This is a genomic window from Aeromonas sp. sif0611 (genome assembly GCF_019218845.1).
Taxonomy (GTDB): Bacteria; Pseudomonadota; Gammaproteobacteria; order Enterobacterales; family Aeromonadaceae; genus Aeromonas; species Aeromonas media.
On sequence record NZ_JAHUWU010000001.1, the window covers coordinates 1046419 to 1066530 of the forward strand.

A 20112-nucleotide genomic window follows, 5' to 3' on the forward strand; every position below is an offset into this window, starting at 1 on the left:
GCAGAAAGAGATCATGGACCGGCATCGGGGCCGGCAGCTCATACGGCAGGAAATTGATATCGTCCGTGAGAGCTAGCCCTGACCAGAGTGTCACCCCATGTCGCTGTCCCTCTGCGTCTCGGCGGGATGGAAGATGGACAGGCATGACTGCGCCGGCAGCCACCTCTGGTTGCCATTCGCAGCTCCGCATCAACACCGGAGCACCATACCGGGGCAGCGCTGAACTTGGCCTGAATCCTTGGGCTATCCAGGGGCATTGGCCGCGTTCAGACGCTTGTTTCCTCTGGTATTTACCCGTTTCGCCCTCGATGGTCGCTTTCCTGCGCCCCATTCCCCCGGGGGCGGGTCATCATGGTGCTTCCCGCTGTCGGCGCCATATGCAAAGGCATCTGGCTTCAGCTTCACAGTCTCAACGTGTCGATGAGGGCTCTCAAGGCGGGCGACACGTTGCGATGGGGGTAGTAGAGATACAGGCCCTCCAGCCGATGGCTGAACCGCTGTAACACCCGGATCAGGGTTCCGCGCGCCAGTTCATCGGTGACCAGCTCCTCCGGGACATAGGCCAACCCCAACCCCATTCTTGCTGCCGCCGCCTCCATGTAGCTGTCGGAGAAGACCCACTGCCCCTGCGGCCGATGCTTGACGAGTTTGCCCTCCTGCCACAGCTCCCACTGATAGAGGCTGCCATCGGCAAACTGGTAGGCAATGCAGGGGTGTAGCGCCAGATCGGCCGGCGTCTGCGGAAAGCCGTATTGCAGAAAATGATCCGGCGTGGCCACCATCACCATCTCCATATCCGGGGTGATGCGCACGGCCACCATCCCCTCGTCCACCTCGCCCCCCAGGCGCACGCCAGCATCGAAGCGCTCATCGATGATGTTCACGAAGCGGCTCTCACTGATGAGTTCCAGCCGGATATCAGGATAGTGCTGCCTGAAGATGGCCAGCTTGGGCAGCAACACCTTGTCGATGGCGTGCTGGCTGGCATTGATCCTCACCGTGCCGGAAGGGGTGTCGCGAAAGTGAGCGAGGGTGGCCAGCCCCGCATCCAGGGACTGAAAGCTGCTCAGTGCCGTGCGGTACAGCTGTTCGCCAGCCTGGGTCAGTGACAGGCTGCGGGTGGTGCGCACCAGCAGTTGCACCCCGAGCCGGGCTTCGAGATCCCGGATGGTGCGGCTGATCCCGGACTGGGCCAGCCCCAGCCTGGCAGCCGCCCGGGTAAAGCTGCCTTCCCGGGCGACCAGCATGAAGACGTGGAGATCGTTGTAATTCTCGCGGCTTGTCACCTTGTTCCACCCAGATTTTTTTCAGCCAGCCATGGTTTGTTCAACGCCCTTTGGACGCCCACATTAAGAACCCATACACATTAATGTTATCAAAAAAACCGATCTAATCATCACCAATGGTTCTAACTAGAATGCAGCTCATGGTTCACAACACCATCCCCCCCCAGAACCACGGATCAGAAATCCGATTTCAAGGAGCGTTGCCATGAATGTTCTCCCCAAGAAGCTGACCGCTATCGCGTCTGCCCTGCTGCTGGGCGCAGCATTGACCGGAGTCTCCACGATGAGCCATGCCCAGAACACCCATCCCACTGAACCCGTCTCCATGGTGACACTGTGGGACAAGACCTTTGCCCAGAGCGACAAGGTCGAGCATCGCAAGGTGAGCTTCAAGAACCGCTACGGCCTGACCCTGGTCGCCGACCTCTACCTGCCGAAGAACCGGGGAAACGCCAAGCTGGCGGCCATTGCCGTGAGCGGCCCCTTTGGCGCGGTGAAGGAGCAGTCGAGCGGTCTCTATGCCCAGACCCTGGCCGAGCACGGGTTCGTCACCCTGGCGTTTGACCCCTCCTATACCGGCGAGAGTGGTGGGCAACCGCGCGACGTGGCCTCCCCCGACATCAACACCGAAGACTTCAGTGCCGCCGTCGATTTCCTCGGTCTGCAACAAGAGGTCGACCGCAATCGTATCGGCCTGTTGGGCATCTGTGGCTGGGGTGGCATGGCCCTCAATGCCGCAGCCATGGACACCCGGGTCAAAGCCGTGGCGACCAGCGTGATGTATGACATGAGTCGAGCCATGGGGCATGGCGTCGGCGATGGCAAGGATCGTTACACCACTGCCGATCGCCGCGCCATATTGAAACACCTGAACGAACAACGCTGGCAAGACGCAGAAAGTGGCTCTTTTGCCCATAGCAATCACGATCTCTATGTCGACCAGAAGGGTAACGTCACGGCAGCCAACCGGACCCTGCCAGAGGCACTGCCGGACAATCCACATCCAGTACTCAAGGAGTTCTTCGACTACTACCGAGTCCCGCGCGGTTTCCATGCGCGTTCGGTGAACTCCAATGGTGCCTGGACCACCACCATGCCGCTGTCGTTTATGAATATGCCGCTGCTTAGCTATGCCGGCGAGATCAACATTCCTGCGCTGATCGTCACCGGCGAGAATGCCCACTCGCGCTACTTTGCCGAAGATGCCTTCAAGGCGGTAGGCAGCCAGCAAAAAGAGCTGGTCGTGGTGCCGGGCGCCAACCATGTGGATCTCTACGATAACGAGGCAGGCAAGATCCCGTTCGACCAGTTCGAGCAGTTCTTCAAGACCAACCTGAAGTAGGGGCCGGGAACGCGGCGGGCCATCCCGCCGCGTCTTTCTCATCGGTGGCCACGCGAGATAGCAAGTCTGTGCAATGGCACCATGTCAGGAAAAAAGTGATGACCAGAGGCATATTGACCCGCGCTATGGTCCTGTTGCTGGTGGCGACCAGCGCGGTCGCAGCCACAGACGAGGTCAGTCATAGCAGGAGAGAGACCATGAAAATCAGGATGACAATGGCTGGCAAGATCATCACGGCCAGCCTGGAAGAGAGTGACAGCGCCCGGGACTTTTTCGCCATGCTCCCCCTGACATTGCCGTTCGAAGACTATGCCGAGACCGAGAAGATTGCCTATCTGCCGGGCAAATTGACCACCCAGACGGCGCCAGAGGGGATAGACCCGCAAGTCGGAGACATCGCCTACTACGCCCCCTGGGGCAACCTGGCTATCTACTACAGGGACTTCGGTTACTCGAGCGGCCTCATCCGCCTGGGGCGCATTACATCGGGTCTGGATGCCTTGACCGCCCAACCCTCGGGCACCCTCACCATTGAAGCCGTCAAATGACTCAGCCCCCTTTCAATATCAGGTCGTGAAATGAAGACTCACCATGCCGCTGTCGAACCCCTCCCCGTGGTACAAGAACATTGGGGGGCCGTGGGAGCCATGTCCCTCTGCGTGGCCCTGCTGATCGCCGCCGAGTTTATGCCGGTCAGCCTGCTGACCCCGATCGCCCGCGATCTCGGTGCCAGCGATGGCCTGGCGGGCCTTGCCATCTCCATCTCGGGTCTCTTCGCCGTCATCGCCAGCCTGCTGGTCACCCGGGTTTGTGCCCACCATGAGCGGCGCCATGTGCTGATGGGATTGGCACTGATGATGTTGCTCTCCCTCATCCTGATCGCGTTGAGCCCCAACTTTGCGCTGCTGATGCTGGCCCGGGCCCTGCTGGGGGTGGTGGTCGGCGGATTCTGGGCTCTGGCCACCGCCACCATCATGAGGCTGGTGGCCCCCAACTCGGTCCCCAGAGCCCTCGGCCTGATGTACACCGGCAATGCCGTCGCGACCGCCTTTGCCGCTCCGCTCGGCAGTTATCTGGGTGGCATCATCGGCTGGCGGGGCGTGTTCTGGCTGTTGGCCCCGCTGGTGGTGCTGAACCTGGTGTGGATGGCAGTCAGCCTGCCCTCGATGCGAAGCGAACGCCCCGTGACACAAGCGTTGGGACTGCTGAAGCGGCCCAATGTGGCGATGGCCATGCTCGGCGTCATGTTCACCTTTGCAGGCGCCTTCTGTGCGTTTACCTACTTCCGGCCGTTTCTGGAGACCCGTACCCAAACCAGCCTGCCGGAGCTCTCCTCCCTGCTGTTGGCACTCGGAATGGCCGGATTCGTGGGCACCACTGCGGCCAGCGCCACCCTGCATCGCCACCTCTATCGGCTGCTGCGATGGTTGCCCCTGATCCTTGCGCTCATCACCCTTGGCCTGCTCGCCATGCAGCGCTCCTTCTGGGGCGTCGCACTGATGCTGACCCTGTGGGGCGCCATCAATGCCGCCATTCCGGTTGTCTGGTCCGCCTGGATAGCCCGGGGGATCCACGATGCCCCCGAGAGTGGCGGCGGCCTCATCGTGGCCGCCATCCAGCTCGCCATCATGCTGGGAGCCGGCATCGGAGGCTGGCTGCTCGATCACTACACCATAGGCGCCACCCTGACTGGCAGTGCCGCGCTGTTGATGGTGGCCACCCTGGTGGTGGGCAACGGCAAGCGGCTGCAACCCGCCCGGGTGAACGCATGATGATCCGATCTCGTGACTCAACCGCCCAAGACACTGCGCCGCCCATGTGTTGCACCGATATTCCCCGGCAACTGAGGCCAGCTCATCGGGGAGAACATCATGATTAAATCAGTCAACGCTCATGCTGCCACCCCGGCCACGGCACCACTGGCATGCCATTCCATCACTCGCCGACGGCCACGCCCCGATGATGTGGAGATCGACACTCTCTGCTGCGGCGTCTGCCATTCGGATCTGTACGCCGCCCACAATCACGGGGGCTGAACCCGCTATCCCATAGTGCCGGGCCATGAAATCATCGGTTGGATGGTTGTCGTCAGCTGTCAGGTCAACAGATTCAAGGCAGGCGACCGGGGCGGGGTCGGCTGCATGGTGGACGCCTGCGGTCATGGCGAGGCGTGCAAAGAGGGCACTACGGCGCAACCGTGACTCACACCGCCCCGACCGTATCGACGGCAGCCCGCTGTCCCATGACCCAGAGCATGGGCTGGCGTGGCAACGGCTGGGAACGCCTCGATGGCATGGCACGGTTGTTCAGGAGCCTCAAGTCAGAGTGGCTCCCGACAACGGGATATATAAACCTGCGGGAGGTGAAGCGGAATAGCAGTTATTACCTGATGGATGACTACCACTGGCGACGTCCACATCAGCACCATGACGGGATACCGCCGAGAGTCGGCCCAACCGGGTGTCTGGATGTCGTTGACCACGGCACATCGACCCTGAAGCCGGTGTCGTGACTCACCAGGTTGAAGCCAAACCGGAGGTGCGGATGGCGGAGAACATCACCATCAAGGTGCCAGGCAAGCACCAGCAAACCGGTGAGTACGGCGCCAATGAGTTCAAAGGCCAACGCATTGATATCGACAAACTGGCAATGCCCTTTCTCATTTATGGGAGGGACATGGGTACCTCGCTCACCCACATCCCAAGTGGCTACCGCATCACGCCGTTCGGCGGGTGGCAGAATACGGTTCGCTGCCGGTGCGACTCAATGCCATGCCCTTTATCAATCAGATAACCGACTCTGCTCGTTGCAGCGCAACTCCCTACACCTAGAACGCTCATTTACAAGCAGCATAAGGGGCCAGCGCGCTCAGCGCCGGCCCTTGGCATCAAAGGAGGAGCCGTCTTATCACCAGGCTCGAGGTACATCGCTATGCTCCTGAACTCAACAGGCTGCATCTGTGCAAACGGCACGTGTTGCCTGCGCACCGCATCGCGCACATCAAGTAGGGTCAGGCCGGCTGTTTGGCCACTGGCCGACAGAGTCTCAAGTGATGCATCACCGTGAGCCCCCCGACTGCATCAAGCACGCCCGGCGCTATCGGGGTCGGCAAGCGAACCCGACCGGACTCCCGGAACCACTGGCCAAGCTACACCGCCACCACAACGTGCCCGATACCACCATCAGCATTCAACTGAGGTATCGCTAATCACGCCAGCATTCACACCGAACTTCAGTGCAAGCGACTTGTTATTTTTTATGGCTGAGCACCCATTCGGCCAAGGTCTTGGCCTCCTCTTCCGTGACGGCGTTGGCCGGCATGGGCACTGCCCCCCAGGTGCCCTGGGTACCGTTCTTGATGCGGCCTGCCAACAGGGTGGCCGCATCTGCCTGCCCGTCATACTTGGCCGCGACCTCCTTGAATGAGGGGCCGACCAGCTTGGCATCCACCATGTGGCAACCCACGCAAGGCTTGCTCTTGAATAACGTCTCGCCGTCAGTGGCCATGGCCGGTTGCAGACAAACAGCAGCCCCCAGGACAAGCAGTGAAAACACGTTTCTTTTCATATTGGTATTTCCTTATGTTGATGGAGGCAGCAATGCCCCGCTTGGTATCCGGCTACTCGCATCCCGCACTCCGTCATGCTGACGGCCCGACGCGACCAAGGGCTGCAGAGATTGGAGGTAACCGGATGGTGTTTTCTTACTGGCTCTCTTTTTCGCCCAGCATGTTACGAAATCCCCGCACTGCCTTGCCCAGATCAGAACCGATGCCACTCAGGCGTCCAGTACCAAACAACACGATGACAATGGCGAGAATAATCAATAGCTTCCAAACGCTGATCCCCATCATGGGAGCATCCTCCTGCGATGTAATGAGTGATAAAGGATGAAAAAGCCTATCAATGGGCCGCCGGGCTGCCGTGCGGTTCAGCTGGATGGGACTGGGGATCAGGTTGCAGCAAGGCAAGATCTATCTGCTCGAACCGCACCAGCCTGCCGCCCTGGCTGGTTGCAAACCTTTCGGCATCCTCCTCGCGGGCGAATGAGGCCAGTGCAGCCCCCATGGCCCCCTTCAGGTTGGCGCCGACGACATAAAAGGCCTGTCGGGCATCGATGAGGGCATCATCATCCGGTTTTTCCCAGGTCGAGCGTGCCATGTCATGCACATACAGGGTGACATCTTGTTCCCGGTTCTCCGGTTGCAGCCACCAGCCAAACATCTCGGCCGTAGAGCAGAATTTCATCGCACCCTGTTTAGCCACTGCCTCGCCCTTGGGGCCGGGAAAGCCGGTGATCGCCATGCCGCAGATGTGGCACTCGTCGCCGGAGTGAAAGGCAACGGGATCATAAACATGCGGGTTCGAGTCGACATCGTTGCAACCGGCCAGCGCCAGCAGCAGGGCCATCAGGCTGCCTTTAAGATAAAATTTATTTGAATTCAGCATATTACTATCCTTGTTATACCCGGCTCAGACCGAGCGACGACGAAACACGGCATAAGCCAGCCACAGCGACACGCCGACCCACAACAACAGGCAGAACCCAAGCATGTCGGTAGAAAAGGGCAATTCGCTCCCGAGGGAGAGCACCCCCAACCCGCCACTCTCCCCTTCGAAGCCGGAGAGGTTGATCAGCCGATAGATATCGGCCGGATTGAGCAATAGCAGCCAGGGCAAGAGGGTGGCGCTGAAATGGCCCTCGCTCAGCACCAGCAGTGCCAGCAACAACAGATCAAACACCAGTACGAACAGGAACCAGACGCCCAGCGCCAACCCGGCGGCACGGGACTTCTCGCTGACCTTGCTGCTCAGTACATAGGCCATGGCGAGGAAGACCCAGCCCAGCAGGGTGGATGACACCATGAAACGGCCGAACGCCCAGACCAGGGTGGAGAGGGAGATATCCTCCACCAGCACGGCAATGGCCAGGGCGGCGCAGCCAAAACCGAGCAGGGTCGCCAGTGCCAGGATCAGGCCGTGACCGACAAACTTGCCCATCAGGATCTGGCCATGGCCGAGGGGATAGGTCAGCAGCAGCATCAGAGTGCCGCTCTCCTCCTCGCCAACAATGGCGTCATAGGCCAGCAGCAAGGCGATGAGGGGCATCAGGAAGGTCGCAAGGCTCGCCAGACTGGCGATGGTGGCGGGAATGGAGGTAAATCCCAGCTGGCCGGAGGCGGCAGCACCGAGCCAGGCAATGCCGACCGCCAGCACCGCAAACAGCAGGCTGATGGCCAGTAGCCAGCGGTTGCGCAGACCATCGCTGAACTCCTTGCGGGCAATGTTCCAGACCTGATTCATGGCCGTACCTCCTTCCGGTTCGCCTGATCGGCTCGCGCCATGTAGTGGCAATAGAGATCTTCCAGCGAAGGCTGATGCACCTCTATGTCACCGGGCTCGCATTCCCCCAGTAACTCGCGCAGCAACGCCAGCTTGTGGCCGTTGTGCACCACCACTTCCACGCTCTGTGCATCGAGCAAGCGAGCCTGGTGGCCCGCCTCCCGCCAGCGCCCAATCCAATGGTTGCCATCCTCCAATCCGTGGATGCGCATCCGCACCGGCAAGCCAGTGTCGGCGCGCAACTGGGCGAGATCACCCACGGCTTGCAAGCGGCCACCGGCCAGAATGGCGACACGATTGAGGTGGGCCTCCACCCCGGCAAGCGCGTGGGAGCAGAGGATGATGCTGGTGCCCCCCTGGCGCAGGCGATCGATCAGCTGATAGAGCTCTTGGGTGGCGATGGGATCCAGCCCCACCGTGGGTTCATCGAGCAACAGCAGACGCGGCTCGCCAAGCAGTGCCTGGGCCAGACCGAGCCGCTGACGCATCCCCTTGGAATAAGTCTTCACCCGACGCGCCGCCGCATGGCTGAGCCCGACCTGGTCCAGCAACTCCACTACCTGCTGGGAGGCCGCACCCCGCAGACGGGCAAAATGGGCGAGGGTCTCCCACCCAGTGAGCTGTGGATAAAAGGTTACGTTTTCCGGCAGATAACCGAGCTGACGGCGCACGTTGAGATCCTGTGGCTGACCGCCGAGTACCTGCACCCGCCCTTCACTCGGGCTCAACAGGCCGAGGATCAGCTTCATGCTGGTAGTCTTGCCCGCACCGTTATGGCCGAACAGCCCCAGCACCTCACCTTCCTGCAGGCTCAGGTTCACGTCCTGCAATATGGTCATGCCACCGATGCGCTGGTGTACGCCCTGAATGTCGACCGCGTTCATGAGGGGTTCTCCTGTGGATGAGGGGCGATGGCGGGAGGCTGCATCAGCGGGTAGCTATCCTGCACGCCGGGAGATTTGATGATGGGGAAGGCGCGCTGGGCCCAGCGCAACACCTCGATGCCGGGGCTGTTCATTAGCAGTCGGACCTGTGGGTAGCGCCAGAGCAGCCTGTCCACGTTGTCGTTCGGTTCGTAGGCCACCTCTCCCAGCCCGTCGTTGTTACGGTCCCAGCCCAGATAATCGCTCCAGTAGTTGCCGCGGCCCGCCACCGACCACTCCTGCCGCCGGGAGGCGACATATTTGACCTGTTGCCGATTGTTAATAAAGGCGTTGTCGCTGATGAGGTTGTCTTCCGATCCCGCAGTGAGATGGATTCCCAGCGCGCTGCGCTCGAAACGGTTGTGCTCGATGCGGTTGAAGAGCGAGTTGTAGATAAACAACGCCTTGCCCTCGGAACCGGAGATCATGCCTTCGCCCGCGCCCCCGTCACGAACCTCCGTGACCAGATTGTCCCTGAGGGTAGAATAGGTGATGTAGTTCATCAGGATCCCGTAGTTCTGATCCTGCTCGGAACGGTTGCCGATCACGGTCAACTTGCGACTCTGCATGAGTGCATAACCGGTGCGGGTGCGGCGGGTCAGGTTGCCGATCACCCGGTTGTCATTGGAAAACATGTAATGAATGCCGTAGCGCAGATCTTCCAGCTGATTGCCTTCGAGGCTGTTGCCGTTGGAGGTATCGATATAGATGCCATCACGGGCGTGGCGTACCCGATTACCGATGACCCGCGCCCCGTGCACGGCATAGAGATGAATGCCATTGCCACGATCCTGCGAACGCAGTCGCAGCTCTCCCTCGATCACGTTATCCAGCAGGCTGACGTTGCTCGTGCCATCCACCCAGATCCCGCTGGCCGGTCCTTGCATCCGATTGGCCTGCACCTTGGCGTGACTGGCTTCCCGCTGGATGAAGACAGCGGCATTGAGCTTGGTGAGGTTGCTACCCCAGTTGGTCAGAGTGCAGCCCTGCACCGTCACGTTCGGCGCCGCGATGGTGAGGGCATTGCCCTCCCCTTCAGCATTGATCACCGCCCCCGCCTCGCAACGGAGCATCAGGGATTCTTCAATACGGAACTGCCCCCGGTACTCTCCGGCAGGCAGACGCCAACGCGCCTCTCCATCAGGTTGCAGGGGCAGGGAACGAATGGATTGAGGTGCCGCAAAGGCCGCACCAATGCAGCAACATCCCAGCACCAACAGCGCAACAGTGCTCCGGACCTGCCTTGGCAAGGTCGGTAATACCGATAGAGGGTTCATGTCCTGGATCCTGGATATTCGGGTGGTGTCGATGCCATCGGCACCACCCGACACTATGGTTAGGCTGGCTCGACCAGCATGCGACCAACCATTTCCATGTGGAGTGCATGACAGAACCAACTGCAATAGTACCAATGCAGGCCCGGCTTATCGGCGGTGAAGGTAATGGAGGACGTCTGCTGCGGGCTGATCTCCATGCTGGCGCCATGGTTGACCATGACGAAGCCGTGGCTGACATCCTCGATCTGATCGATGTTGGTAATCACCACCGTGACTTCATCCCCCTGCTTGACCTTGAACTCGGTGATCCCATAGGCCGGGGCCATCGAGGTCATGTAGACCCGCACCTTGTTGCCATCACGGATCACCTTGTTATCGGTCTCCAGCTTGACGCCGTCTTTTGCCGCCATCTCTACGGTGGGTGCGAAGAAAGGATCCTTGCGATCCCACAGCTTGCGGGTCTTTATCTGATCCCGGCGGGCCAGGATGCAGTCGTGGGGCTCGGCGAAAGTGGGACCATCATGCACCAGCTTCATCTCCTCACCGGAGATGTCGATCAGCTGATCGTTTTCCGGGTGGAGCGGGCCGGTAGGCAGGAAACGGTCCTTGGAGAACTTGCACAGCGCCACCAACCATTTGCCATCGGCTTCGCTGGTTTCCGTCAGGGACGCATGCAAGTGGCCGGGTTGATACTGCACATCGAGTTTCTGTCTGATGTAGTCGACCTTCTCGCCCTGATAGGCACGCACCGCGTCGACCATGTTCCACTTCACCACCTGGCTGTCGATGAACAGCGTGGTATAGGCATTGCCGCGGCCATCGAAGGTGGTGTGCAACGGACCCAGACCCAGCTCAGGCTCGGCCGCGATCACCTCGCGCGGATCCTTGAGCTTGCCCGCGAACAGATCGTCGAGCTTGGCGATCTCGATCATGCTCACGGTCGGTGACAACTTGCCGTTGGCGATGAAGTACTTGCCGTCGGACGAGGTGTTGCAACCGTGGGGATTTTTTGGCACCGGGATATAGCGAGTCAGTTCGGAGCCTTCCCGCCCGTCAACCACCGGCACCTTGGAGTCACCCAGCGTCACGAACTTGCCGGCCTTGATGGCCGCCTCGATACGCGGGATGTTGAATACCACCACCCAGTCACGCTCGTTGCGCATCATGCCGCCCAGATCGTAGGCCTTCTCCGAGTTGTAGCAGGTAGACGCCGCATAGGTGCCGGTGTAGTCCGCATCGGTGTTATCCAGGTTGCCATCGACAATCACCTGGAAGGCCATCTCCATCTTCTCCGCGTCGATGACGTTGAACAGGGTGTAGCTGTTTTTATCCTGCAGATCGAAGGTGGTGCCGTCGTTGGGATGGGGAATGACGAACTCGGCGTTGGCAAACACGTACTTGGTGTACGGCACCTTCTGCAGGCGCAGGCCGTGAATGGCCTGGACGTTGGGCACCGTCAGCATCTTGTCGCACTTCATGATGTCCAGCCGGATGCGGGCCACCCGGCTATTGGCCTTGTCGTTGATGAACAGGTACTTGCCGTCGTATTTGCCGTCGGTCATGGAGATGTGGGGGTGGTGACAATCACCGTTCAGGAACTTGACGCTCTCGCCCATGATGTGGCGGCTTTCATTGGTCAGCCCCCAGCCGGTGGCGGAATCGACGTTGAACACAGGAATACGCATCAATTCACGCATGGAGGGGATGCCCAGGACCCGCACCTCGCCCTGATGACCACCACTCCAGAAGCCGTAGTAGTCATCGAGATCCCCTGGCGCGACATGAATGTTCTGCTTGGCCTCGGAAACGGCCGCGGCCCAGCTCTCCCGGCTCATCACCGCACCACCAAAGGCCGTGGTAGCCAGCGCGGCCCCCGTCAGGGCACCTGCCCCCTTGAAGAAGCTGCGACGGCTGAGGCCGCCTTGACTCAACTCCTGCTCGGCATTCTCAGGATACTTATCACTCATAAACCGACTCCTTTATCGTTTTTGACGGGGCGAACGGACTCGCCTCACGAGGGTTATTGATTGTTCAGGTTTCAATTGAGGTGACAGGTATCCGTTCAATACCAACCTGTCCTTGGCCGCCACGTTTGGCCTGTTTGTTTTTCATCACTAACGGCAAGCACTTGCGCTCATTGTGATAGGTCATCTGACAATCGAGGCAATAGTGGCATTCGTTGGCGTTGATCCGCCCATCCGGGTGGATGGCCTGGATCTCGCATTCCTTGGCACAGAGCTGGCAGGGGCTGCCGCACTCCTTGCGCCGCTTGAGCCAGTCGAACTGGCGTAGCTTGGTGGGGATCGCCAGCGCAGCCCCCAGCGGGCAGATGTAACGACAGTAGACCTTGCGGGTGAAGAGGTTGATCACCAGCAGGAGCGCGGCGTACAACACGAACCACCATTGACGATCGAACCCGAGGATGATGGCCGTCTTGAAGGGTTCCACTTCGGCGGCCTGTTCGGCCATCTGCATCGACTCCAGCGAGATGCCGAAAAGTACCAGCAGGATGATGTACTTGATGGCCCAAAGCCGTTCGTGCACCGCAAAGGGAAGTTCGAACTGGCGGACCTTCAGTTTTCGCGCCGCCTCATTGATCAGCTCCTGCAACGCGCCAAACGGGCAGAGCCAGCCACAGAACACGCCACGGCCCCAGAGCAGAATGGTGGCGGCTGTGAAGGTCCAGAGGATGAAGAGGATGGGATCGGTGAGGAACAGCTCCCAGCGAAAATCTTGGAACAGCGCATGGACAAAGGTCAGCACATTGACCACCGAGAGCTGTCCCAGCGCATACCAGCCGATGTAGGTCACGGTGAACAACAGGTATCCACGGCGCAGCCAGTGCAGAAAATGGGGTCGCCGGGTGAACCTGTCCTGGAAGAACAGGATGGTGGTGAGCAGCAGCAGCGCAAGCCCGATGATGCCGATCTGCACGCTCTTCTGGTACCAGATCTTCACCCACAGCGGTCGCGCGGCCTCTTCGGCCGCGGCCAGCTCCTCGGCACTCGGCAGGGGGCGTGTCAGATAGGATTCGGGCAACTGGTAAGCAAGCTCAAAACTGCTGAAGACCCCCTTGACCGGCCCGGTCTGGCGGCGCACCAGCAATTCCAGGCTCCAGGGCGAGCCGGGATCAAATGCCGCATGGGCACGGATGGTAAAGATCGCCATCTCGTCAAACTCAGGCATTCCCTCTGCATAGACATCGTCGAGACGCTGGAAATCCGAGTCACGGAAACTGATGGTGTCGCCAAACTGGCGCAGTTGCACCCGGTCGAAGATGCCGCCGCGCACATAACCCGACCCCTTGAAGGAGTATTCCCCCCTGCCCAGCACGGCGACGGCCTGCTCGCCGGGTTGGAGCGTCTGCATCAGCACCTGGAACTGTTTGTCCCCCAGCAGATTGCGGCCGATGGAGGGGGGATTCAGGTGCGCGACGTAGAGATCGATGAAGGTATCATCAACCTGTTCGGCCGTTGCAGTGCCGACGTCTTGCGCCTCGGTCCCTTTGAACGCCGCATCGACCTGACCACGGGTCAGATGCAATCGGCGGATGGCACCGTTGCCGGTGAGCGTCGCCCAGTTTCCGGGCTCATAGCGATCGGTGCGCACCATGGCAGGCTTGGGTTTCGCACCGCTCTTCTCTTCGACCAGACTCAGTGACAGCGCCACCTTGTGCGCAGCGTGCATGACGATTTCGTTGACCACCATGGCGGTGACTGTCGCCCCGGTGATGGCATCAATCGTGACCGCATCCGGATCGCTAGAGTGGCCGACCACCACTCGTTGATTCACTCCAACGCCTGCATATCTGGCATTAAAACCATGCAGCTTCGCTTCCGGAATACCAATCAGCAGGATGGGCTCATGGTGCTCGAGCACATAGGCATCGACAATCACCCCCTTGGGGTCGAGCAATATCTGCATGTTGATGGGCTTGCCCGAGTAGGCGGGAATATTCACGACATCGATGGTCTGGAAGGCATAGCCTATCGGCTTGCCCTCTTTGCTCAGGGTGCGAACCTGATAGGGACCGGTGGCCTTGGAAATAACGACGCCCGGAAAAAACTGCTCGATGCGAGTCTGCTCAACGGGATAGGTTTTCGCTAGCAGGCCCGTGCTGAAGAAGCTCAGCAGCAAGACCATCGACAGCAATCCCCAGAATCGGTGTGACAAGAGCAATGGATAAGGTTCTGACCGCATCATCGACTTCATATGCCTGCTTCCCGCAATAATATGAGTGGAACACCACCTGGCATGGCATCCCTAATCGCTCCGCTGAGTGCAGGTTGACAGCCAATGGTGACCATTTAAATCTCATGGTCAGTGCAGGTCAACCTAAATAGTCAAATGAATTACCCATTTTAAATCGCCATCACACTTATGTCCGATCCGCCCCCATATCGACGATGACGGGATACCGCCAGCAAAAGCCGAAAACCGGCCTAACCCCGTGCCCGGATTTAGTTGACCACGACAGATTGAGGAGAGTGTGGCGGCGCTGCGTGATACTGGCGCCCTGATAAGCAAGACGCTCTCGTGCAAAGTGCCGAACTGTTGGAGAAGGTCCACCAGGTCTGTGGTGTTGCCGCGAATGCCATTATCGGGGAGTACCTGACCTATCGCTTACTGCGTATGGGAATTTCAGCTCAACAGTTCAGCGATATGCATCGAGCTGTGATGAATGCCACCCGTCTGAAACTGGGGGTAATAGCGATTTCCAGCTCTGGCTCGACCAAAGATCTGCTGCATGCGGTGCAACCGGGCAAAGAACACGGAGCAAGCATCATAGTGCTCGGCAATACCCGTCGCAGCCCGCTCGCCACCCTCGCAGATCAGTTGCTGGTAGCGGCAGGACCGCTGACAGCGGGTTCATTTCACTCAAAGATAAGCGCCATGCTGGTGATCGAGCTGTTGAGCCAACAACTATTGGAAATTAGGCGGGAGCCATCTCGGATAGCGCCAAGGCTACGTTGCCTTGGTTGATATGATTGCTAGAGAGAAGTATCAACAATCCGTGGATGCCTGGCAGGGTCGGTGTCCAAGGTAATCCATCAGGATTGCATACCAAAAAAATAGATAAAATAAAAAACCCAACCTAATCAACAGGTTGGGTTTGATATGTGGCGGAGAGACAGGGATTCGAACCCTGGGTGGCATTGCTGCCACAATTGATTTCGAGTCAATCCCGTTCGGCCACTCCGGCATCTCTCCACGGGCCCTCATATTGACCCAACCGTAAGCGGGAAATCAACGTAAATCTCGTTGCAGATCAGACAACTGGCTATTAAACCGTCAACCTGTGGCGAATCGCACCCCCTTCCCTTGCTACGCCCAGGCTGGCTGAGACAGCTAGCGGCTCCCTCAGTGTCAGGAGTGGTCTCTTGGCCTATTCCCTCGGCGCCGACGCGGGATTATCCGCCTTTTCCTGAAAAACAGGGGGCTGAGGGCCGAAAATGCCTCTCAACATGCCTCCATCCGGCCCGTGAGAGACGCGGTCTGGCGCTGGTAATCCCCTGTCGATTGGTTGACAATCTCTGCTCATTTTTTGGGAGGGAAGCGCTTCCCTCGAGAACTGCCGATAGGAATAACCATGCGCAATCTCCGTATCGTCTCACTGCTGCTGGCCGCTGCCAGCCTCTGGACCACACCGGCCTGGTCGAAAACCTATCCGCTTCCACCGGCGGGCAGCCGTCTCATCGGTGAGCTGGAAGATTACATAGTCCAACCTGGCGATCACCTGGAACTGGTCGGCAAACATACCCAGATTGGCTTTTTGGCGCTGCTCGAGGCAAATCCCGGGGTAGATCCCTATTTGCCATCCCCCGGCACCCGGCTGACCCTGCCGACCCAGATGCTGCTGCCCGATGTGCCGCGGGAAGGCATCGTCATCAACCTGCCGGAGCTGCGGCTTTATTACTTCCCCAAGGGCAAGGCGGAGGTGATGGTATTGCCCATCGGCATCGGCGACATCGGCCGCGAGACGCCGGAGATGACCACCACCGTCATCGCGAAGAACCCGAACCCGACCTGGGTGCCCGGTCCCATGGTGCGCAAGTCCTGGCTGGAGCAAAAGGGCATAGACCTGCCGGCCGTGGTGCCCCCGGGCCCGGACAATCCCCTCGGCAAGTTCGCCATGCGCCTGGGCTATGGCAACAAGGACTACCTCATTCACGGCACCAACAAGGAGTTCGGAGTCGGTCTGCGGGTCAGCGCGGGCTGCATCCGGCTGCGCCCCGACGACATAGAGATGTTGTTCGGCCTGGTGCCTGTCGGTACCCGGGTGCAGGTGATCAACCAGCCGGTCAAGATGGCGGTCGAACCCGATGGCCGTCGCTGGCTGGAAGTGCATTCCCCCCTTTCCCGTACCGAGGAGGAGATGTCCGAAGGTGCCCCGCTGGTGCTCTCCCCCGAGGTCGAGCAGTTCATCGCGGCCCCGGAGATAGACGGGGCCCGGGTAACCGCCCTGCTCGACGACAAGAACGGGCTGCCCCGCCCCGTCAGTGGCTAAGTGCCCTCCCGGGAGATGACCATGACGAAATGCGGCCTTCCGCTGCTGACGCTCCTGCTGACCCTGCTGCCCGGCTCCGCCGCGATGGCAGACATCCTGTGGATGCAGAACGGCGATCGCCTGACCGGTACCATAGAAGAGATCACGGATGATCAGATCAGCATCAAGCCATCCTACAGCGAAGTCCTGACCGTCCAGCGCCATGCCATCAAACGCTGGCGGCTGGACAAACAGGAGCAGCCGAAACCGCTGACCAAGACGGGGATCCCGCTGCTGGACTCCCCTGACGAAGTCAATGCCTGGCTCCTGACCGGCACCGGCGATCTCAACATCAAGCTCAAGGAAAGCACCAAGAAGACCAACAACGTCAACCTCAAGGTCTCCACCGAGCTGGCCAATCTGGACTGGCGCTACAGTCTGGATGGCGAATATATCTACGAGACGGCGAACAACGTCACCGACAGCCACGAATACAAGCTCAAGCCCAAGCTCGACTTCTTCTTCGACGATCACTGGTTTCTGCGTTCCTCCGTCGACATCGACTACAACCTGATAGAGGCAGGCTATCTGGAAATAGACTACGCCTCGGGCCCCGGCTACCGCTTCTGGAATGACAAGAGACGCCGCCTGGAGTTGATCAGTCAGCTCGGTCTGGAGCGTGCCTACTTCACCCCCGAGGTGTGGAGCAACTCTGATCTGTTCAACGAACGGATCATCAACTATCCCTTCATCAGCCTCGGGTGGGACTACCGCCAGCCCCTCGACTTGTGGCAGGAGAAGTTTGAGCTGTTCAGCAAGGGGAGCTATGAAAAGTTCGTCGATCAACCCTCCCCCTATCTAACCAGAAAACAGTCCGTCAGCGGCAGCCTGGGGCTCAGGTACTACTTCAACGATCACCTGCGTCTCTCCTGGTCGAGCGAGCTGGATTGGGACGATGTCTGGTTTGACTACCACGGCCTGGACATGGATGTGAGCGAGAAGGAGTGGCGTCACATCATCACCCTGGGCGCCAGCTTCTAGCCCCCAGAAACGACACAGGCCCACCGAAGTGGGCCTGTGTATCGCCGTGAGGGACGGACGTCAGAAATAGATACGGGTGACCGACTCGATGACGCAACCCGGGCGGCGGATCCCCTCGATCTCTATCTTGATCTCCTTGAGCAGCTCTATTCCACCCTTGATAGGGGTGACTCTCGACAGCTTGGTACGGGCACGGATGTTGCTGTCCACCTTGATCGGATAGGGGAAGCGGACCTGCTCCAGACCGAAATTCACCACCATGCGGGCGCTCGGGAATTCCGGCGTCGCCTCATCCACCGAGCCGGTCAGCTGGGGCAACAGCGCCAGGGTCAGGAAACCGTGGGCGATGGTGGTCTTGAACGGCGACTCGGCCGCCGCACGCTCGGGGTCGGTGTGGATCCATTGATGATCCCCGGTTACCGCCGCGAACTGATCGATCAACCCCTGGCTTATCTGTAACCACTCACCCACATGGGTCTCTTCCCCGATCCGGGCCAGCAGCTCGACGTACAGGGTGGCAGCTTCGCCACTCAGTTCTACCGGGTTCTCTTCGATCAGGGTCGGCTGGCTGTTGACCGCCTGAGCCTGGGATGCGCGCTGCTGCCGCACCAGCGACTGGTCGGCCTGCAGATCCAGCACTCGCCCCAGCAAAGGGTGAAGGTGTGCCTTTTGCTGAAACTCACGCCAGTAGTCACGGATCGCCGGAGAGAGCCAATCCTTGAGCTCAAAGGGGTGCTGCGCCAGGATTTCGCGCTTGTGCTTCAGAAAATCGACAACTTTCATCTACCGATCCCTATTCGATTCTAAGCCTGTAAAGAGGTCTAACCAGTCCCATTTTATGAAAGTTTCACAGGTAAGTACAAAAAAATCTCGGCGTACAACTGTACCGAGGATGAAAGTGGTCACTAACACCCAGGGAAAAACGGGCAGATATAAAACGGAAAAACGATTACCGTGACGGCAACGAGACGGAAAACCTCGGAACTGGCAAAGAGCATGGTTTGGGGGTTTTTGGTCCCCCCCTTTTTTCCTCAGCGGCCGGGGGCAGACCACCAGGCGGTTCGGCTCGCCTCGTCCAGAAAGCTCCAGGCCAGGATCCGGCTCACCTTGTTGCCCTGCGCCATGTCGATCACCCTGACATCCTGAGCCCCCACCCGAGCCAGCGCCTTTCGTGCGGCAGGCAGATTCTCCTTTTTTGACACCAGCGAGCTGAACCAGAGACACTGGCCAGCAAACGCCTTGCTCTGCTCTATCATGCCGGCCAGAAACGCCGCCTCGCCGCCCTCGCACCAGAGCTCCGCCTTCTGACCGCCGAAGTTGAGCACGGGAGCCCCCGTCACCACCTTGCCGAGGTTGCGCAGCTTGCGCTCAGTCCCCTTGCTCGCCTCCGCCAGAGAGGCATGGAACGGCGGGTTGCACAGGGTCAGGGCGAAGCGCTCCTTCGGACCCAGGACGCCGCGAAAAATCTGCTTGGGGTTGTCCTGATGGCGGCATGCTATCTGGCTGCCCAGGCCATTGCTCACCGCCAGCAGGGCCGCCGCCTTGACCGACACAGGATCGATGTCCGATCCCACGAAGCGCCAACCATACTCACGGGCCCCCAGCAGGGGATAGATGCAGTTTGCCCCGACGCCGATGTCCAGCACCCGTACCCCCTTGCCTCTTGGTACTTCCCCCGCACTCTCGGCCAGCAGATCCGCCACTCTGTGCAGGTAATCGACCCGGCCCGGGATGGGGGGACAGAGGTAGCCCGGCGGCAGATCCCAGTGCTGGATGCCATAGTGCAGCGCCAGCAGTGCCCGGTTGAGCGCCTTGACGGCGGCCGGATCGGCGAAATCCAGGGTCCGGGTGCCATGCTCGTTGACGAACACGAAGGGCAACAGCTCGGGGGTACGCTGGCAGAGGGCGTCAAAATCGTAAGGGGTCTGATGGCGATTGCGCGGGTGCAATCCGGATTTGTGCTGGGTCTTCATGCTGGGCCTGCCGAGGATCGAAGGGGGCCACACTATAGAGAGTCGGCCACGGAAAGTCTAAACGAGGGCCATAAAAAAGGCGCTGTCCCAATTACGTGTTGGAAGACTAACCTTGGAGTAGGTCATCACCTTGAGGGCCTCCATCATGGATACCCAAGCCTTCCAACATCTCCTTACCCTGTTCCCGCAACTCTCTGTCCGACAACGACATATCGCTCAGCGTGAGTTGCAGCAACCCAGCTTGCCTTCTCGCATTAACGCCTTGCTACCGGATTGCCCTGCTTGTCCCCATTGTCATGCACAGCCAGACCAGCTTGCTCCTTGGGGCTGGACTCGGGGGTTGCGGCGTTACCGTTGTAAACAATGCTTGCGGACCTGCTCTACCTTGACCAAGACGCCATTGGCACGCCTGAGAAAAACCCAATGCTGGCAAGCCTATGC

Annotated in this window: 20 protein-coding genes, 1 tRNA gene and 2 pseudogenes; 11 read left to right on the top strand and 12 right to left on the bottom strand. The window is 59.7% G+C overall.

Annotated features, from left to right (window positions below):
- Positions 1–401 precede the first annotated feature (401 nt).
- Positions 402–1286, bottom strand: a complete 885-nt coding sequence (locus KW824_RS04695) for a LysR family transcriptional regulator (RefSeq protein WP_218409048.1) — start codon at positions 1284–1286, stop codon at positions 402–404.
- 205 nt (positions 1287–1491) lie between these two features.
- Here KW824_RS04695 and KW824_RS04700 point away from each other — a divergent pair, with 205 nt between their 5' ends.
- The 7 genes and pseudogenes from KW824_RS04700 to KW824_RS20965 all read left to right on the top strand — a co-directional run bounded on the left by KW824_RS04700 (position 1492) and on the right by KW824_RS20965 (position 5836).
- Positions 1492–2628, top strand: coding sequence for an alpha/beta hydrolase (locus KW824_RS04700; protein ID WP_218409049.1), 1137 nt, complete (start codon positions 1492–1494; stop codon positions 2626–2628).
- 197 nt (positions 2629–2825) lie between these two features.
- A complete protein-coding gene (locus KW824_RS04705; RefSeq protein WP_218409050.1) occupies positions 2826–3176 on the top strand; it encodes a cyclophilin-like fold protein in 351 nt (116 codons plus the stop codon).
- A gap of 30 nt (positions 3177–3206) precedes the next feature.
- Complete coding sequence (locus KW824_RS04710) at positions 3207–4400, top strand: MFS transporter (protein WP_218409051.1); 1194 nt, start codon at positions 3207–3209, stop codon at positions 4398–4400.
- Between the two features lie 279 nt (positions 4401–4679).
- Positions 4680–4829 (top strand): alcohol dehydrogenase catalytic domain-containing protein, encoded by a 150-nt coding sequence (locus tag KW824_RS21195; RefSeq protein ID WP_371316585.1) that lies wholly within the window; start codon positions 4680–4682, stop codon positions 4827–4829.
- Positions 4830–4861: 32 nt separating this feature from the next.
- A pseudogene (locus KW824_RS04720) lies at positions 4862–5140 on the top strand (hypothetical protein); the annotation flags it as partial.
- Positions 5141–5172: 32 nt separating this feature from the next.
- Positions 5173–5421, top strand: a complete 249-nt coding sequence (locus tag KW824_RS04725; RefSeq protein WP_256351243.1) for a hypothetical protein — start codon at positions 5173–5175, stop codon at positions 5419–5421.
- A gap of 256 nt (positions 5422–5677) precedes the next feature.
- The gene (locus tag KW824_RS20965; protein ID WP_256351244.1) at positions 5678–5836 is read left to right on the top strand and encodes a hypothetical protein; all 159 of its coding nucleotides are present in this window, start codon (positions 5678–5680) and stop codon (positions 5834–5836) included.
- A gap of 41 nt (positions 5837–5877) precedes the next feature.
- On the opposite strand, the gene KW824_RS04735 is transcribed toward KW824_RS20965, so the two are convergent.
- From KW824_RS04735 to nosR, 8 genes are all read right to left on the bottom strand, one after another.
- A complete protein-coding gene (locus KW824_RS04735; protein ID WP_041206196.1) occupies positions 5878–6195 on the bottom strand; it encodes a c-type cytochrome in 318 nt (105 codons plus the stop codon).
- A gap of 136 nt (positions 6196–6331) precedes the next feature.
- The gene (gene tatA, locus KW824_RS04740; RefSeq protein WP_041206197.1) at positions 6332–6481 is read right to left on the bottom strand and encodes a twin-arginine translocase TatA/TatE family subunit; all 150 of its coding nucleotides are present in this window, start codon (positions 6479–6481) and stop codon (positions 6332–6334) included.
- Between the two features lie 49 nt (positions 6482–6530).
- A complete protein-coding gene (locus tag KW824_RS04745) occupies positions 6531–7076 on the bottom strand; it encodes a nitrous oxide reductase accessory protein NosL (protein ID WP_218409053.1) in 546 nt (181 codons plus the stop codon).
- Positions 7077–7100: 24 nt separating this feature from the next.
- Positions 7101–7931, bottom strand: coding sequence for an ABC transporter permease (locus tag KW824_RS04750; RefSeq protein WP_005324386.1), 831 nt, complete (start codon positions 7929–7931; stop codon positions 7101–7103).
- A complete protein-coding gene (locus KW824_RS04755) occupies positions 7928–8854 on the bottom strand; it encodes an ABC transporter ATP-binding protein (RefSeq protein WP_218409054.1) in 927 nt (308 codons plus the stop codon). Before KW824_RS04755 ends, KW824_RS04750 begins: the two co-directional genes overlap by 4 nt.
- Positions 8851–10170, bottom strand: coding sequence for a nitrous oxide reductase family maturation protein NosD (locus KW824_RS04760; protein WP_218409055.1), 1320 nt, complete (start codon positions 10168–10170; stop codon positions 8851–8853). Before KW824_RS04760 ends, KW824_RS04755 begins: the two co-directional genes overlap by 4 nt.
- 59 nt (positions 10171–10229) lie before the next feature.
- Positions 10230–12137: a TAT-dependent nitrous-oxide reductase gene (gene nosZ / locus KW824_RS04765; protein ID WP_218409056.1), complete on the bottom strand. Its 1908-nt coding sequence runs from the start codon at positions 12135–12137 to the stop codon at positions 10230–10232.
- Positions 12138–12201: 64 nt separating this feature from the next.
- Positions 12202–14313, bottom strand: a complete 2112-nt coding sequence (nosR, locus tag KW824_RS04770; protein WP_256351245.1) for a transcriptional regulator NosR — start codon at positions 14311–14313, stop codon at positions 12202–12204.
- A gap of 393 nt (positions 14314–14706) precedes the next feature.
- Between nosR and KW824_RS04775 the strand changes: the two genes are divergently transcribed.
- Positions 14707–15153: an SIS domain-containing protein gene (locus tag KW824_RS04775; RefSeq protein ID WP_218409057.1), complete on the top strand. Its 447-nt coding sequence runs from the start codon at positions 14707–14709 to the stop codon at positions 15151–15153.
- A gap of 138 nt (positions 15154–15291) precedes the next feature.
- On the opposite strand, the gene KW824_RS04780 is transcribed toward KW824_RS04775, so the two are convergent.
- Positions 15292–15381, bottom strand: a tRNA-Ser gene (locus tag KW824_RS04780).
- A gap of 379 nt (positions 15382–15760) precedes the next feature.
- Here KW824_RS04780 and KW824_RS04785 point away from each other — a divergent pair.
- Entirely contained in the window at positions 15761–16678 is a 918-nt protein-coding gene (locus KW824_RS04785) for a L,D-transpeptidase family protein (protein ID WP_139751763.1), read from the top strand.
- Positions 16679–16699: 21 nt separating this feature from the next.
- Positions 16700–17698 carry a DUF481 domain-containing protein gene (locus KW824_RS04790; RefSeq protein ID WP_218409058.1) on the top strand — a complete coding sequence of 333 codons (999 nt, stop codon included), beginning with the start codon at positions 16700–16702 and terminating at the stop codon, positions 17696–17698.
- Between the two features lie 60 nt (positions 17699–17758).
- Here KW824_RS04790 and KW824_RS04795 read toward each other — a convergent pair whose 3' ends face one another.
- Both KW824_RS04795 and rlmF read right to left on the bottom strand, forming a co-directional pair.
- Entirely contained in the window at positions 17759–18481 is a 723-nt protein-coding gene (locus tag KW824_RS04795) for a MaoC family dehydratase (protein ID WP_042650508.1), read from the bottom strand.
- Between the two features lie 248 nt (positions 18482–18729).
- A complete protein-coding gene (rlmF, locus tag KW824_RS04800; RefSeq protein WP_218409059.1) occupies positions 18730–19671 on the bottom strand; it encodes a 23S rRNA (adenine(1618)-N(6))-methyltransferase RlmF in 942 nt (313 codons plus the stop codon).
- Positions 19672–19816: 145 nt separating this feature from the next.
- On the opposite strand from rlmF, the pseudogene KW824_RS20970 reads away from it, so the two are divergent.
- A pseudogene (locus tag KW824_RS20970) lies at positions 19817–20112 on the top strand (IS1595 family transposase); the annotation flags it as partial.

Excerpts from the sequence above, each read along its gene's own strand:
- KW824_RS04700 (WP_218409049.1), top strand. The coding sequence starts at position 1,492 with ATGAATGTTCTCCCCAAGAAGCTGACCGCTATCGCGTCTGCCCTGCTG.
- KW824_RS04705 (WP_218409050.1), top strand. The coding sequence starts at position 2,826 with ATGAAAATCAGGATGACAATGGCTGGCAAGATCATCACGGCCAGCCTG.
- KW824_RS04710 (WP_218409051.1), top strand. The coding sequence starts at position 3,207 with ATGAAGACTCACCATGCCGCTGTCGAACCCCTCCCCGTGGTACAAGAA.
- KW824_RS04725 (WP_256351243.1), top strand. The coding sequence starts at position 5,173 with ATGGCGGAGAACATCACCATCAAGGTGCCAGGCAAGCACCAGCAAACC.
- KW824_RS04735 (WP_041206196.1), bottom strand. The coding sequence starts at position 6,195 with ATGAAAAGAAACGTGTTTTCACTGCTTGTCCTGGGGGCTGCTGTTTGT.
- tatA (WP_041206197.1), bottom strand. The coding sequence starts at position 6,481 with ATGATGGGGATCAGCGTTTGGAAGCTATTGATTATTCTCGCCATTGTC.
- KW824_RS04745 (WP_218409053.1), bottom strand. The coding sequence starts at position 7,076 with ATGCTGAATTCAAATAAATTTTATCTTAAAGGCAGCCTGATGGCCCTG.
- KW824_RS04750 (WP_005324386.1), bottom strand. The coding sequence starts at position 7,931 with ATGAATCAGGTCTGGAACATTGCCCGCAAGGAGTTCAGCGATGGTCTG.
- KW824_RS04755 (WP_218409054.1), bottom strand. The coding sequence starts at position 8,854 with ATGAACGCGGTCGACATTCAGGGCGTACACCAGCGCATCGGTGGCATG.
- KW824_RS04760 (WP_218409055.1), bottom strand. The coding sequence starts at position 10,170 with ATGAACCCTCTATCGGTATTACCGACCTTGCCAAGGCAGGTCCGGAGC.
- nosZ (WP_218409056.1), bottom strand. The coding sequence starts at position 12,137 with ATGAGTGATAAGTATCCTGAGAATGCCGAGCAGGAGTTGAGTCAAGGC.
- nosR (WP_256351245.1), bottom strand. The coding sequence starts at position 14,313 with ATGGTCTTGCTGCTGAGCTTCTTCAGCACGGGCCTGCTAGCGAAAACC.
- KW824_RS04785 (WP_139751763.1), top strand. The coding sequence starts at position 15,761 with ATGCGCAATCTCCGTATCGTCTCACTGCTGCTGGCCGCTGCCAGCCTC.
- KW824_RS04790 (WP_218409058.1), top strand. The coding sequence starts at position 16,700 with ATGACGAAATGCGGCCTTCCGCTGCTGACGCTCCTGCTGACCCTGCTG.
- KW824_RS04795 (WP_042650508.1), bottom strand. The coding sequence starts at position 18,481 with ATGAAAGTTGTCGATTTTCTGAAGCACAAGCGCGAAATCCTGGCGCAG.
- rlmF (WP_218409059.1), bottom strand. The coding sequence starts at position 19,671 with ATGAAGACCCAGCACAAATCCGGATTGCACCCGCGCAATCGCCATCAG.